This is a genomic window from Janthinobacterium sp. PSRC1-1 (assembly GCF_049897525.1).
GTDB lineage: Bacteria > Pseudomonadota > Gammaproteobacteria > Burkholderiales > Burkholderiaceae_D > Janthinobacterium > Janthinobacterium tructae.
The window spans coordinates 1-13,923 of sequence record NZ_JAFCWK010000016.1 but is presented as its reverse complement, the minus strand read 5'-3'; the positions used below and the strand labels follow the sequence as shown (position 1 = coordinate 13,923).

The following is a 13,923-nucleotide window of genomic DNA, read 5'->3' as shown; positions in this document are numbered from 1 at the left end:
TTACAAGCCCAGCAAGCTGAAACCGTCATCCTGCGGCGCGTAGCCGACCAGCTGGCGCGTCGCTTCGATGGATAGCCGCTTGTAGCGGTTGTCTGACACCCCATGCACGACGTGGTAGCCGGCCGGCACCTGTGCACTCACGCAGCAAGCCAGCAGCTGCACCATGTCGCGTTCGCTGATGAAGGCGGCGATGTCGCGCGCGCTGTGCTGCTGGCCTGGCGCAAAGCGGGCCACGTTGGCGATGCGCACGGCGATCGCCGTCATGCCATGCTGGTGCGCGAAGACCGAGGCCACGCCTTCGCCAAAGGCCTTGCTGGCGCCATACATGTTCGCCGGGCGCGCCGGCATGTGCTCGTGCACTTGCATATCGAGCGGATAGCCCTCGATGGCTTGCGCGCTGCTGGCAAACACCACTCTTTTCACGCCTTGGGCCTGTGCCGCGCGGAAGAGGTTGTGCGTGCCGATGATGTTCGGCTGCAGCAGCTGCGCATCGAAATCGGCGCTGGCGTGCGGCACGCCGGCCAGGTGCAGCACCACGTCGATGCCGGCGCAGGCGGCCAGGCAGGCGGCGTAGTCGCCCACATCGAGCTGCATCGACGGGCAGGGCGCTCCGGCCAGCCCGTCCGTGTGCAGGTCGGCCAGGCGCAGCGAGAATTCCCCGTGCCGGCGCTTCCAGAAAGCGCTGCCGATGATGCCGGCCGCTCCCGTGACGAGGACGCGCAAAGGTTGTTGAGTCATGTATTCCTAATATTCAAGGTGTGAGGCAGTGCCAGGTTCAGCCAGCGCAGCAGGGCGGGGCGCGGTGCGCTGCTTCCATGCACGCGGATGCGCCCGCTGCCCACCGCTTCGACCAGCACCAGGCCGTCATTCGGTATCGTGTAGCGTTCGCCGCTGCGCAGCACACAATCGTCGAACTGGGCGTAGGCCGTGATCCACGCCGTGCCGGACAGGCATTCGATGACCCTGGCGTGCGCTTGCTCCAGGCGCAAGGGTCGTTCGCTGGGTAATTCGTGGTCGGTATGCATGGCATCGCTCCTGTTGTGCTGACAGGAACAGCTTAGGCCCTTGCGGCAAACCATGACAGATGCAGGAAAACGAAATTGTGATGCATACAGTGTGCTTCGTCGTACACTGTGCTTGTCAAAAAATCGGGCAACTGTATCTGTGCGTGCCGCGTGCGGCAGCCGCATACTGAAGGGATGAACATGAGCGCGCATTTGAATCTGTACGAGCACCTGGCCAACGAGCTGGGCGCCCTGATCGACGCGCGCGTGTTCGCGCCCGGCGACCGCTTGCCATCGATCCGCCACCTGGCGCAGCAAAAGCGCATTTCCGTCAGCACGGTGATGCAAGCCTTGCGCCTGATGGAAGACCGGGGGCAGGTCGATGCGCGGCCCCAGTCCGGCTATTTCGTGCGCCACCGGGCGCCGCGCCGCCCGTGCAGTGCCGACGCCCAGCATTTGAAGGAGCCGGCCTTTGTCGGCATCAACAATCTGTTGATGCGCGTGCTGAAGGACAACGAGACGGCGAATATCGTGCAGCTGGGCACGGCCTGGCCGCCCGACGAGATACTGCCCGTCAAGCGCATGCAGCGCACCATCAGTGCGGTGGCGCGGCGCGAGCCCGCGTTATTGAGCAAGGTCAGCTGCTACGACGTCAGCGAAGGCAATTTCTTGCGCCAGGTGACGCGCCGCGCGCTGGACTGGGGCAAGCTGGACCCGCACGAGATCGTCGTGACGAATTCCTGCACGGAAGCGATCAGCCTGTGCCTGCGCGCCGTGGCCAGGCCGGGCGACACCATCGCCATCGAGTCGGCCACATATTTCGTGCTGCTGCAGATGATCGAAAGTCTGGGCATGAAGGCGCTGGAAATTCCCACCGACCCGAAGACGGGACCGTCGCTCGATGCGCTGGAGCTGGCCTTGCGCGCCGGCCTCGTGCAAGCGTGCCTGTTCGTGCCGAACGCGAACAATCCGCTCGGTTGCGTCATGCCTGAGGCCAACAAGAAGCGGCTGGCGGGGTTGCTGTCGGAATTCAATATTCCGCTGGTGGAAGATGATGTATATGGCGACCTGTGCTTTGCTGCGCAGCGTCCCTGGCCCGTGAAGGCTTACGATACGAGCGGCAACGTTTTATTGTGCTCCTCGTTTTCCAAGGCGATCACGCCCGCGTCGCGCGTCGGCTACGTGCTGGCCGGGCGCTTCGCGCAGGAAGTGGCCTTGCTGAAAACCGTGTCGAGCGGCGCCACCAGCCATTTCTTCCAGGCCGTGCTGGCCGATTTTTTGGAAGGCAGCAGCTATGACCAGCAGCTGCGCAAGATGCGGCGCACCCTGGTGCAGCGCATCGCCCGCATGTCCGACGCCGTGGCGGCCAGCTTTCCGGCGGACTGCATGCTGTCCGAGCCGCAGGGCGGTTTCGTGCTGTGGGTGCAGATGCCGCCGCAAGTCGATGCGCTGGCCCTGCACGGCCAGGCCATCGCCGACGGCGTGGCGTATATGCCGGGCCAGCTGTTCTCGGCCTCGGGCAAGTTCAGCAATTATCTGCGCCTCAATTGCGGCAATGCGTGGACGCCGCGCATCGAGCAGGCGATTGGCCGCCTGGGCCGCCTGGTGCATGAGGCCTTGTAACTATTGTCTGCGTTTCAGTCCCTGTTTTTCACCGTTCGCTCCCTGTTTTTCGCCGCTGGTCGCAAGCCGGTGGCCTTGTTTGTCGCCGTTGGCTAAAGTACCACCATACCAGCAGCAGTCAACGACGCAAACTAACCAGGAGTCACATCATGCACGCACTGAAAAACATGGAAATCACCTTTGTCGCCGCCGCCATCATCGCCATCGGCGCCAGCTTCGCCAGCGCCGGCGCGAACACCGTGGAAGTGAGCGCCAGCAGCACCGTGATCGCCCAGGCTGCCGACAGCACCATGCCTGTCGTCACCGTCAGCGCCCGCCGCCTGACCGCTGCCGAAAAAGCCGCCTTTATCTGAACACAAGTTGTAAAGCGGGCGCGAGTGCCCAGCCGTGCCGCCATGACGATGGCAGGGCATGTGCAAAACTCATCGAAGTGAACAGGGTCTTGGTACAATGAGTGCTTTCGATACATCGGCACCGCCATCCACCCATGATAGATATCCAACTTCTCCGTAAAGACATCGCCACCGTCGCAGAACGCCTGGCGACGCGCAATTTCCCGCTCGACGTGGCCGGTTTTACCGCCCTCGAAGCCGAACGCAAGGCGATCCAGACGCGCACCGAGGAACTGCAGGGCAAGCGCAATGCGCTGTCCAAGCAAATCGGCATGTTGAAAGGCAAGGGGGAAGACACCTCGGCCGTGATGGCGCAAGTGGCCGGCCTGGGCGATGAGCTGAAAGCCGATGAAGCGGCGCTGACCCTGGTGCAAGCCAAGCTGAGCGACTTCATCATGGCCGTGCCGAATTTGCCGCACGAATCGACGCCAGCGGGCGAAAACGAAGCGGGCAACGTGGAAGTGCGCAAGGTCGGCACGCCACGCACGTTTGATTTTGAAGTCAAGGATCACGTCGACGTGGGCGCCCCGCTGGGCCTCGATTTCGAAGTGGCCACCAAACTGACCGGTTCGCGCTTCTCCGTCATGAAGGGCGGCATCGCCCGCCTGCACCGCGCGCTGGCGCAGTTCATGCTCAACACGCACGTGGACGAGCATGGCTACACGGAATGCTATACGCCGTACATGGTCAACGCCGATTCCTTGCGCGGCACGGGCCAGTTGCCGAAATTCGAAGCCGATCTGTTCTCGGTGAAAAAAGGCGGCGCGGAAGGCGAGGGCGAGACCTTCTACCTGATCCCGACGTCGGAAGTGTCGCTGACCAATATCGCGCGCGATGAAATCCTGGCGCTCGATCAATTGCCACTGAAAATGACGGCCCACACGCCATGCTTCCGCTCGGAAGCGGGCAGCTACGGCCGCGACACGCGCGGCATGATCCGCCAGCACCAGTTCGACAAGGTGGAAATGGTGCAAGTGGTGCACCCGGACACGTCGTACCAGGTGCTCGATGACATGGTCGGCCATGCGGAAGCGATCTTGCAACGCCTGGGCCTGCCATACCGTGTGATGTCGCTGTGCACGGGCGACATGGGTTTCGGTGCCACCAAGACCTTCGACCTGGAAGTGTGGTTGCCGGCGCAAAACACCTATCGCGAAATCTCGTCCCTGTCGAACTGCGAAGCCTTCCAGGCCCGCCGCATGCAGGCGCGTTTCCGCAACGCCGCCGGCAAGCCGGAACTGGTGCACACCCTGAACGGCTCCGGCCTGGCAGTGGGCCGCACCCTGGTCGCCGTGCTGGAAAACTACCAGCAAGCAGACGGCAGCGTCGAGATCCCGGCCGTGCTGCGCCCGTACATGGGTGGCCTGACGCATCTGAAGGCTTAAAAATAGTCCTTTTCTTTTTGTTGCGGGCTGCTATAATCTTGCCTTCCCGCAGCAATGCAGGAAAAGACCGCAGTAAATGGAGAGGTGGCAGAGTGGTCGAATGTACTTGACTCGAAATCAAGCGTACGTTAAATCGTACCGTGGGTTCGAATCCCACCCTCTCCGCCAGAACAAATAGAGAAAGCTCCCGCAAGGGAGCTTTTTTTATTTGTGCCGGCGAAGAGGAGTACGCCCCCTGCGGGGCGTACGCGTGGGATTCGAAGACGAGCGCGTACTCGCGCGAGGCTCCCCGAATCGTCCAATTGGTTTTTTGGTTTGGCTACCAGCCCTCAGTTGCAAATCACCAATAAAACCCCTACCCAACCCAACAACACCCATGCTAAAATAGCGCCTCATTCAAACCGGCACGCCAGTTTGAATGAATAGACCGCAGTAAACGGAGAGGTGGCAGAGTGGTCGAATGTACTTGACTCGAAATCAAGCGTACGTTAAATCGTACCGTGGGTTCGAATCCCACCCTCTCCGCCAGAATACATAAGAGAAGCTCCCGCAAGGGAGCTTTTTTTATTCCCGCAAGGTCAAAAAACCACCAGCGCATCAAACCCAGGTAGAAAAACCGCCCAAAGCGCGCAGCGCAAGGCGTTTTTTCCTCCATTCAGGCTTTGAAAGCCAGCGCCGCCACGAACGAACGCAAGCTAGTGCACCAGCCTCGCCACCGCAAACGCGACGCCCGACATGGCAATGATCGTCCCCACACACGACAGGATGACAGCCGATTTCGCCTCAGCCACATCTGACTTGGTCGCATAATTGGAGCGCACCACAGCAAGGTCCAGTTTCAAGCCACTGACATCCGTCTTGAGAACGCCGACATCGGTCTTGAGAACAGTTACATCCGTTTTCAGACCAGCTACATCCGTCTTGAGAACAGCTACATCCGTCTTGATACCAGCCACATCCACCTTGATCCCCGCAACATCCGTTTTCAGCCCCGCAACATCCACCTTGATGCCAGCCACATCCACCTTCAAATCAGCAACATCCAGTTTTACACCAGCCATGTCTTTTGCGAGTGCGTTGACCTGCTCGTCCATGGTGCCATCCTCCGTGCGTTTCATTCCATGCTCCTCGCTTTTTTTACCCCTGTCAAACAGTGTCCCGAGGGTATCGTGCATGGCCCTGCTATTCTTGGCCAGGCGTTGCGCCAGTGCCGTCGCGCGCTGCAGGTCGACTATTCCTTCGCCCTGTAGCTGGTCCGTGGCAGTCTGCAATTCGACGGCGATCTGTTCGCTGAGACTGGCCGCAACCTGCAGCCATGCATCGATCTTGCGCTGGTGTGCCTGTCGCTCCAGCGCATCAGGCCGCACCCTTGTATCGCTCAGCTTGTGCATGCTGTTCATGCCGCGTCCTCTTCAACTTCGGGGTGGTGCCGATGTTGTCCACGCTACCCCTCGCCATCGGCGCCCACCTTGACCCCGCTCAGCCTATGGTAATCTACCGTATCCCCATCCTGCCCCCATACCAAAGCAAAGCAATGAGCCGATTCTGGAGCAACATCGTCAGCGAGCTGACCCCCTACATCCCCGGCGAGCAGCCGAAACTGCCCGACCTGGTCAAACTCAACACCAACGAAAATCCCTACGGCCCGTCGCCGCAGGTGCTGGCCGCGCTGCACGAAGCAGCCAACGACAGCCTGCGCCTGTACCCGGACCCGTCCGCCAGCGAATTGAAGCAAACCCTGGCCGACTACCACGGCTTGACCAGCGCGCAAGTGTTCGTCGGCAATGGTTCCGACGAAGTGCTGGCGCTGGCCTTCATGGCCTTGCTCAAGCACGATGCGCCGCTGCTGTTCCCCGACATCAGCTACAGTTTCTATCCCGTGTATTGCAAACTGTATGGCATCGATTACCGCACGGTGGCGCTCGACGACGCCATGCGCATCCGCCCGGAAGACTATCAGGGGCCGTGCGGCGCCATCATCTTCCCCAATCCCAACGCGCCGACCGGGGTGGACTTGCCGCTGGCTGGCGTGAAAGCGATGTTGCGCGCCCATCCCGACGCGGTGGTGGTGGTCGATGAAGCGTACGTGGATTTTGGCGGCGAGAGCGCCGTGGCCCTGGTCGAGCGTTATCCGAACTTGCTGGTGGTGCAGACGTTCTCGAAATCGCGCTCCTTGGCGGGCTTGCGCGTGGGTTGTGCCTTCGGGCATGCGGACCTGATCGAGGCGCTGGAAAGAGTCAAGAACAGTTTCAACTCGTATCCGCTGGACCGGCTGGCGCTGGCCGGCGCCGTCGCCTCGCTGCACGACGAAGCGTATTTCCAGCAGACGCGCCAGGCCGTCATCGCCAGCCGCGAACAGCTGGCAGCAGACTTGGCGGCGCTGGGCTTCGAGGTGCTGCCATCGGTGGCCAACTTCATCTTTGCCCGCCACCCGCAGCACGACGCGGCACAACTGGCGACCGGCTTGCGTGCTCGCTGCGTCATCGTGCGCCATTTCAATGCACCGCGCATCAGCCAGTATTTGCGCATCAGCATCGGCAACCCGGCCGAGTGTGCAGCCTTGATGGCCGCATTGCGCGCCCTGCTGTAATTGCTTCCTCCCAGCGGCCACCGCCCAGGGCGGCGGTGGCGCTGTTTTTCCCGATCTTATCAAAAAGTGTAGGCATGCCGGATTGGCATGTTACTATAGCGCAAGCCGATATATCACTTGACGATATACCGATCTGCGCTATATCGGCTATCGCCTTACTGGAGGAATATGGATGCATCGATAGACAAACTGCTGCCCTTGTCTGAAGCCACCTACTACATTTTGCTGGCCTTGCGCGAGCCTGCGCATGGCTACGCCATCATGCAGCAGGTCGAGGCCATCAGCGAAGGTGCCGTCAAGATCGGGCCGGGCACCCTGTATGGGGCGTTTGCCAACCTGGAAAAACAGGGCTTGATCGTGATGGTGAGGGAAGCCGAGCGGCGCAAGGTCTACACCATGACGGACATGGGACGCCATGTGCTGCTGGCGCAATTGCGGCGCCTGCGGGTGATGGTGCGCGTCGGCGAGGCGAGTGCGCCCTTTTTATCAGAATACTGAGGTGAAACAGGATGAGTGAGCAACGGTCGCATGTCTATAAATGGTTCATCGAGCTCGATGATGGCGAGATCGAACAATGGCTGCGCGCGCAGGCCCTGGCTGGATGGCATTTGCAGCGCTTTCTCGCGCCCTGCCGGTTTAGCTTTGTGCGGCGTGAGCCTGCCGATGAAGTCTACCGCTTCGATTCTTTTCCCGCATGGAAGCGCAGCAGCGATTATGAGCAGCTTTGCCAGGATGCCGGCTGGGAGCTGGTGTTTTGCTGGTGGGGCAGCTATTGCTGGCGCAAGCCTGCGGCAGACGGCAAGCCGAATGACATCTATACGGATACGCCATCGAAGATCGCCAGGCAGCAACGCCTGCTGACGTACTTCGGCCTGACCGGTTTGTTGTTGATGTACAACCTGATGGGCAGCAGCGACCGCGAGATGGACGCGCTGCGGATGGTGCTGACGGGGGTGCAACTGGCCTTGCTCGTGCCCATGTCCTACCTGATCTGGCGTACCATCAGCCGCTTGCGCCGTCTGCGCCGACAGGCGCTCTAGGGGTTTCGGGCCGCTGACTGCTGTCATGCCCGGCCATTTGTGCAACAATAATCGGATTCATACCTCGACAGGACGGACAATATGGCAAAAGTGGCATTCATCGGTTTGGGCGTCATGGGTTTCCCCATGGCAGGTCACTTGGCGGCGGGCGGGCACGACGTCACCGTGTACAACCGCAACCCGGCCCGCGCGGCCGCCTGGCTGGAGCAGCACAAGGGCAGCAGCGCCGCCACGCCGGCCGCCGCCGCTGCGGGCGCCGAGTTCGTGTTTACCTGCATCGGCAACGATAACGACCTGTACCAGGTGATCCTGGAAGAGGGCGGCTTGCTGTCGGCCATGGCGCCGGGCAGCATCCTGATCGACCATACGACGGCTTCCGCCGAAGCGGCGCGCACCCTCCATGCGGCGGCGCAAGAGCAGGGCGTGTTCTTCCTCGACGCGCCCGTGTCCGGCGGCCAGGCGGGCGCGGAAAACGGCAAGCTGACGGTGATGGTGGGCGGCGATGCGCAGGCGTATGCACGGGCCGAACCCGTCATCGCCCTGTTCTCGCGCGCCGTCACCTATATGGGCGCGTCCGGTTCCGGCCAGCTGACAAAAATGGTCAACCAGATCTGCATCGCCGGCCTGGTGCAGGCGCTCAGCGAAGGCATCGCATTCGCGGAAAACGCTGGCCTCGATGCGGCGCTGGTGGTGGACGTGATTTCCAAGGGCGCGGCGCAGTCGTGGCAGCTGGAAAACCGGGGCAAGACCATGATCGAACGCAAGTTCGATTTCGGTTTCGCCGTTGACCTGATGCGCAAGGACCTCGGCATCTGCCTCGCCGAAGCCAAGCGCAACGGCAGCGACTTGCCCGTGACGACCTTGACGGACCAGTTCTATGGCGAAGTACAGCAGGCAGGCGGCAACCGTTATGACACGTCCAGCCTGATCACCCGCTTGAGCAAGAAGTAATCCTTCAAGTACTGGCAACGGCGGCGCGTCCCTGCGAAGGGCCGCGCCGTTCGTCGTTTACGGGGGGGGTAAAAATAAAAAGCGTCAGTTTCCGGAACATCCGGTTTCGATTTTCATGGAAAAGCATGGACTTCGCTAGATCATCGTGTATTATTAAAAAACGAGATGAAATGTCCCAATTTTTAAAACATTATGAGCGGACCCGCATGAAAACCAACTCCTCAGCGATAACACGCGTTGTCGACAAGAACATTCCCTACCTGTCTTCCGCCGTTGCCATTTGGCGCCCCCGCGCCGTGCTGCGCAGCTGGCCCGGCGTGGCCATCGCGCTGGTGATCGCCCTGTCGGCCACCTTTATTTCCAGCAATTACGGCGGCCCGCAATTGCTGTACGCGCTGTTCTTCGGCCTGGCCTTCCACTTCCTCGCGTCCGACCCCACCTGCAAGCCCGGCATCGAATTTTGCAGCAAGATCCTGCTGCGCACGGGCGTGGCCCTGCTGGGCGCGCGCATCACCTTCAATCAGATCGCCTCGGTCGGGGTGACGCCATTATTGATCGTCGTCGGCGGCCTGGTGGCGACTTTAGGCTTTGGCTACCTGCTGGCCAAGTGGCTGAAACGCCCCATCACGGAAGGCATTTTGTCGGGCGGCTCGGTGGCCATCTGCGGTGCCTCGGCCGCGCTGGCCATCTCGGCCGTGCTGCCGCAAACCAAGGAAAACGAAAAGTTCACGCTGCTGACGGTGGTGGGCGTGACGTCGCTGTCGACCCTGGCCATGATCGTCTACCCGCTGCTGGTCAAGCTGCTGGGCTTTGACCCGACGGAAGCGGGCGTGTTCATCGGCGGCACCATCCATGACGTGGCGCAAGTGGTGGGCGCCGGCTATCTGGTGAGCAACCACACGGGCGACGTGGCCACCTTCGTCAAACTGACGCGTGTCGCTTGCCTCGTGCCCGTCGTGCTGGGCCTGTCGATCATGTTCAAGCGCAAGGATGGCAAGAGCGAAGTCGATGCGCCGCCGCTGGTGCCGTTTTTCCTGATCGGCTTTGTCTGGCTGGTCATTACCAACAGCCTGGGCCTGATCCCGCAGGAAGTGAATGGCTGGATCAACAATGCCTCGCGCGCCTGTCTGGTCATTGCGATTGCCGCGCTGGGCGTGAAAACCTCGTTCCAGTCGCTGGCCTCGCTGGGCTGGCGTCCCGTCATCATGCTGGTGATGGAAACGGTGTGGATCGCCGCCTTCGTCGCCATCGCCGTCCTGCTGACGCGCTAAGCGAGCCGGGCACGCCATGAAGATCCTTGTCCTCGGCGCCGGCGTGGTCGGCACGGCATCGGCCTGGTATTTGCGCCAGGCGGGCCACGACGTGCGCGTGCTGGAACGCCAGGCGGGCGCCGCGCAGGAAACCAGTTTTGCCAACGGCGGGCAGATTTCCGTCTCGCACGCCGAGCCGTGGGCCAATCCCGCCACCCTGCGCAAGGTGCTCACATGGCTGGGCAAGGACGATGCGCCGCTGCTGTTCCGTCCCCGCCTGGACCCGCTGCAATGGCGGTGGGCCTTGCACTACCTGCGCGAATGCCTGCCGTCGAGAGTGTCGCGCAATATGCGCCAGATCGTCGCCCTGGCCGAGTACAGCCGGCAGAGTTTGCAGGCGCTGCGGCGCGAGACGGGCATCGCCTACGACCACCTGGAGCGGGGCATCCTGCATTTCTATACGGACCAGCAGGAGTTCGACAAATCGCAAGCGGGCGCCGCGCTGTTGCGCGAACTGGGCTGTCCGCGCAATACCGTCAGCGCCGATGAAGTGATCCGGCTGGAACCGGCCCTGCGCCACGCGCGCGGCCGCATCGTCGGCGGCGACTTTACGGCCAGCGACGAGTCGGGCGACGTGCATCTGTTTACCACGGCCCTGGCCGCGCGCGCGGCTGCGGCCGGCGTGGATTTTCAGTTCAGCACGACGGTGACGCGCTTGCTGGCAGATGGCGAGCGCATCACGGGCGTGGAATGCATCGATGCGCAAGGGCGCCACCGCATCGAGCACGCGGATGCCGTGGTGGTGGCCATGGGCAGTTTTTCCGCACCGCTGCTGCAGCCGCTGGGCATCCGCTTGATGCTGTATCCGGGAAAAGGTTATTCCGCCACGTATCCGATCATCGACCCCGTCAGCGCGCCTTCCGTCTCCCTGACGGACGATGGCCATAAATTGGTCTTTTCGCGCCTGGGCGAGCGCCTGCGCGTGGCCGGTACGTGCGAGCTGAACGGCTACACGCGCGAACTGAACCCCGTGCGCTGCGCCGCCATCACGCGCCGCGTGCAAGCGCTGTTTCCCCACGCCTGCGATTACCGCGACCCCGTTTACTGGGCTGGCCTGCGCCCCCTGACACCGTCGAACGTGCCGTATATCGGCGCCACGCGCTACCGCCAGCTGTTCCTCAACACGGGCCACGGCACCCTGGGCTGGACCATGGGCTGCGGCGCGGGCAGGGCGATCGCCGACCTCGTATCGGGACGGCGGCCGGAAGTCGATTTTGCGTTTTGCGGGCAACGCTTGGCACCGCAGTCTGCGGCAGAGGAATTCCGGGGTCAGACCCGCTGGGGGAATATGCCCCAATGGGGCACATTCCAATCCCGGAAGGACTGACCCCAGCTTTAACTTAGGAGATCAAGATGAGAGACGACGCCACCCCCAGCCAAGCACCGACCGGCCTGACCCTGGCCGGCACCACCTACCAGTCGCGCCTGCTGGTAGGCACGGGCAAATACAAGGATTTCGAGGAAACGCGCCTGGCCATCGAGGAAAGCGGCGCCGAGATCGTCACGGTGACGATCCGCCGGGTCAACATCGGCCAGGAAAAGGGCGAGCCGAACCTGCTCGACTTCATTGCGCCATCGAAATACACGATTTTGCCCAACACGGGCGGCTGCTACAACGCGCGCGACGCCGTCTACACCCTGCAACTGGCGCGCGAGCTGCTGGGCGGGCACCCGCTGTGCAAGCTGGAAGTGCTCGGCGATGAAAAGACCCTGTTTCCGAACATGCCGGAAACGTTGAAGGCGGCCGGGGAGCTGGTGCGCGACGGTTTCCAGGTGATGGTGTATTGCAGTGACGACCCCATCCAGGCGCGCATGCTGGAAGACCTCGGCTGCATCGCCGTCATGCCGCTGGCGTCCTTGATCGGCTCGGGCATGGGCATTTTGAATCCGTGGAATCTGTCGCTGATCATCGAGCAAGCCAAGGTCCCCGTGCTGGTCGATGCGGGCGTGGGCACGGCGTCGGACGCGGCCATCGCCATGGAACTCGGCTGTGACGGCATCCTGATGAATACCGCCATCGCGGCGGCGCGCGAGCCGATCCGCATGGCGCGCGCCATGAAATTGGCAGTGCAGGGCGGACGCGAGGCCTATCTGGCCGGACGCATGCCCCGCAGAGCAGGCGTCATGAGCGCTACGCCCTCGTCGCCGATGGCCGGGCTGATCGCCTGAGCCAGATTTGTAGCACCGTAGTTGATTTTCGTTTCAAGCGTTTATAAAAACCACAATACCTGGAGATGACATGAAACACACACTCGTAGCGGCAGCCATCCTGGCCTCCTTCCTTGCCGGCAACGCCAGCGCCCAATCGTCCGTCACCGTGTATGGCTTGCTCGACGCGGGCCTGACGTCCGAACACGGCGGCGCGGACGGTTCCGTCACCAAGCTGGCCACCGGCGTGCAGTCGGGCAGCCGCATCGGCTTCAAGGGCACGGAAGACCTGGGCAACAATCTGAAGGTCAACTTCTTGCTGGAAAATGGCCTCGACCTCGATACGGGCGCCAACCGCCAGGGCGCGCTGTTTGGCCGCAAGGCCTATGTGGGCCTGTCCGGCGACTTCGGCGCCGTCAACCTGGGCTTGCAACACAACCCGCTGTTCACCGCGCTGGACAATATCGACCCCTTCGAGACGGGTCTGACGGGCGCCTCGCTCAACCTGATGAGCGTGGCCAGCCTGCGCACGAAAAACGCCATCATGTACGAAACGCCGAAGGTCAAGGGCTTGTCGGCCGCCATCATGGTTGGCCTCGGTGAAAAGCCGGATAGCGCCAGCCTGGGCCGCACCATCGACTTTTCCATCGACTATGCCAACGGCCCGCTGGTGCTGACCCTGGCCCACGACAAACGCAAGGATAGCGAGCTGAACACAGCAAAGGTGACTTTGCTGGGCGGCACCTACGACTTCGGCCCCGCCAAGCTGCACGCCGCGTATGAGACGGACAAGGACGATGCGGGCACGGATTTCCGCAACGTCATGCTGGGCGTGTCCGCGCCGGTCAGCGCGGCGGGCAGCGTGATGGCGTCGTACATCAAGAAGGATGACCGCACGAATGCGCGCCGCGGCGGGCGCCAGCTGGCCATCGGCTACACCTATGCCTTGTCCAAGCGCACCAATCTGTACACCTCGTACGGGCGCATCAACAACGATGGCGCGGGCAGCAACTTCGTCGGTGACGCATCGAGCGGCGGCAGCGTGCCCTTGCCTGGGCATAACTCCAGCGCCTTCACGGCGGGCATGCGCCTGAAGTTCTAAGGCGCGGCGCAGGACGCATCGATGGCGGGCTGTCTGTTGCGGATAGCCCGCCATTGTTGTTTCAGCAGTGGCGCAAAGTCACGGATTCCGGATTCAGGAATGAAACAGTCCGATTTTTCATGAATTTTCATTGACAGCGCATTTCGCAACCGTTAAATTGAACATGTATTTCAAATATCGGAACAAAATATACCGATTTCTTATAAAACCGTAAGGAGACTGAGCCATGACCGATTTGTCCGACCAAAAAGCCGCCGCAGCAGTGGCCACCCCCACCGGCCCGCAAAAAATGACGCCTTCCGAAGCGTTCGTGGAAACCCTGGCCGCCAATGGCGTGACCGACATGTTCGGCATCATGGGCTCGGCCTTCATGGACCC

14 protein-coding genes and 2 tRNA genes are annotated in these 13,923 nt (G+C 61.9%); 13 read left to right on the top strand and 3 right to left on the bottom strand.

What is annotated here, in order from left to right:
* Together ACP7DW_RS25385 and ACP7DW_RS25380 are read right to left on the bottom strand one after the other, a co-directional pair.
* Positions 1-738 (bottom strand): NAD-dependent epimerase/dehydratase family protein, encoded by a 738-nt coding sequence (locus tag ACP7DW_RS25385; protein ID WP_426057268.1) that lies wholly within the window; start codon positions 736-738, stop codon positions 1-3.
* Positions 735-1,025, bottom strand: a complete 291-nt coding sequence (locus ACP7DW_RS25380) for a DUF2917 domain-containing protein (RefSeq protein WP_426057267.1) — start codon at positions 1,023-1,025, stop codon at positions 735-737. The genes ACP7DW_RS25385 and ACP7DW_RS25380 overlap by 4 nt, the downstream gene beginning before the upstream one ends.
* Positions 1,026-1,205: 180 nt before the next feature.
* Between ACP7DW_RS25380 and ACP7DW_RS25375 the strand changes: the two genes are divergently transcribed.
* The 5 genes from ACP7DW_RS25375 (at position 1,206) to ACP7DW_RS25355 (ending at position 4,932) form a co-directional block, all read left to right on the top strand.
* On the top strand, positions 1,206-2,627 hold the full coding sequence (locus ACP7DW_RS25375) for a PLP-dependent aminotransferase family protein (RefSeq protein WP_426057266.1): 1,422 nt from the start codon (positions 1,206-1,208) through the stop codon (positions 2,625-2,627).
* 149 nt (positions 2,628-2,776) lie between these two features.
* Complete coding sequence (locus ACP7DW_RS25370; RefSeq protein ID WP_219135596.1) at positions 2,777-2,980, top strand: hypothetical protein; 204 nt, start codon at positions 2,777-2,779, stop codon at positions 2,978-2,980.
* Positions 2,981-3,114: 134 nt separating this feature from the next.
* Positions 3,115-4,404: a serine--tRNA ligase gene (gene serS, locus ACP7DW_RS25365; RefSeq protein ID WP_426057265.1), complete on the top strand. Its 1,290-nt coding sequence runs from the start codon at positions 3,115-3,117 to the stop codon at positions 4,402-4,404.
* A gap of 78 nt (positions 4,405-4,482) precedes the next feature.
* Positions 4,483-4,572, top strand: a tRNA-Ser gene (locus tag ACP7DW_RS25360).
* Positions 4,573-4,842: 270 nt separating this feature from the next.
* Positions 4,843-4,932, top strand: a tRNA-Ser gene (locus tag ACP7DW_RS25355).
* 167 nt (positions 4,933-5,099) lie between these two features.
* Here the strand turns inward: ACP7DW_RS25355 and ACP7DW_RS25350 are convergent.
* Positions 5,100-5,804 (bottom strand): hypothetical protein, encoded by a 705-nt coding sequence (locus ACP7DW_RS25350; protein ID WP_426057264.1) that lies wholly within the window; start codon positions 5,802-5,804, stop codon positions 5,100-5,102.
* 134 nt (positions 5,805-5,938) lie between these two features.
* Here ACP7DW_RS25350 and hisC point away from each other — a divergent pair, with 134 nt between their 5' ends.
* The 8 genes from hisC to ACP7DW_RS25310 all read left to right on the top strand — a co-directional run bounded on the left by hisC (position 5,939) and on the right by ACP7DW_RS25310 (position 13,545).
* Positions 5,939-6,994: a histidinol-phosphate transaminase gene (gene hisC, locus ACP7DW_RS25345; RefSeq protein ID WP_426057263.1), complete on the top strand. Its 1,056-nt coding sequence runs from the start codon at positions 5,939-5,941 to the stop codon at positions 6,992-6,994.
* A 168-nt stretch (positions 6,995-7,162) separates the two neighbouring features.
* Positions 7,163-7,492 carry a PadR family transcriptional regulator gene (locus ACP7DW_RS25340; RefSeq protein ID WP_426057262.1) on the top strand — a complete coding sequence of 110 codons (330 nt, stop codon included), beginning with the start codon at positions 7,163-7,165 and terminating at the stop codon, positions 7,490-7,492.
* Positions 7,493-7,503: 11 nt separating this feature from the next.
* Positions 7,504-8,034, top strand: coding sequence for a DUF2812 domain-containing protein (locus tag ACP7DW_RS25335; RefSeq protein ID WP_426057261.1), 531 nt, complete (start codon positions 7,504-7,506; stop codon positions 8,032-8,034).
* Positions 8,035-8,115: 81 nt separating this feature from the next.
* A complete protein-coding gene (locus ACP7DW_RS25330) occupies positions 8,116-8,985 on the top strand; it encodes an NAD(P)-dependent oxidoreductase (protein WP_426057260.1) in 870 nt (289 codons plus the stop codon).
* 206 nt (positions 8,986-9,191) lie between these two features.
* Positions 9,192-10,256 carry a YeiH family protein gene (locus tag ACP7DW_RS25325; RefSeq protein WP_077401830.1) on the top strand — a complete coding sequence of 355 codons (1,065 nt, stop codon included), beginning with the start codon at positions 9,192-9,194 and terminating at the stop codon, positions 10,254-10,256.
* Between the two features lie 16 nt (positions 10,257-10,272).
* The gene (locus ACP7DW_RS25320; RefSeq protein WP_426057259.1) at positions 10,273-11,622 is read left to right on the top strand and encodes a D-amino acid dehydrogenase; all 1,350 of its coding nucleotides are present in this window, start codon (positions 10,273-10,275) and stop codon (positions 11,620-11,622) included.
* Between the two features lie 26 nt (positions 11,623-11,648).
* The gene (locus ACP7DW_RS25315) at positions 11,649-12,464 is read left to right on the top strand and encodes a thiazole synthase (protein WP_426057258.1); all 816 of its coding nucleotides are present in this window, start codon (positions 11,649-11,651) and stop codon (positions 12,462-12,464) included.
* Positions 12,465-12,534: 70 nt separating this feature from the next.
* Positions 12,535-13,545 (top strand): porin, encoded by a 1,011-nt coding sequence (locus tag ACP7DW_RS25310; protein WP_426057257.1) that lies wholly within the window; start codon positions 12,535-12,537, stop codon positions 13,543-13,545.
* The last annotated feature ends 378 nt before the right edge of the window (positions 13,546-13,923 follow it).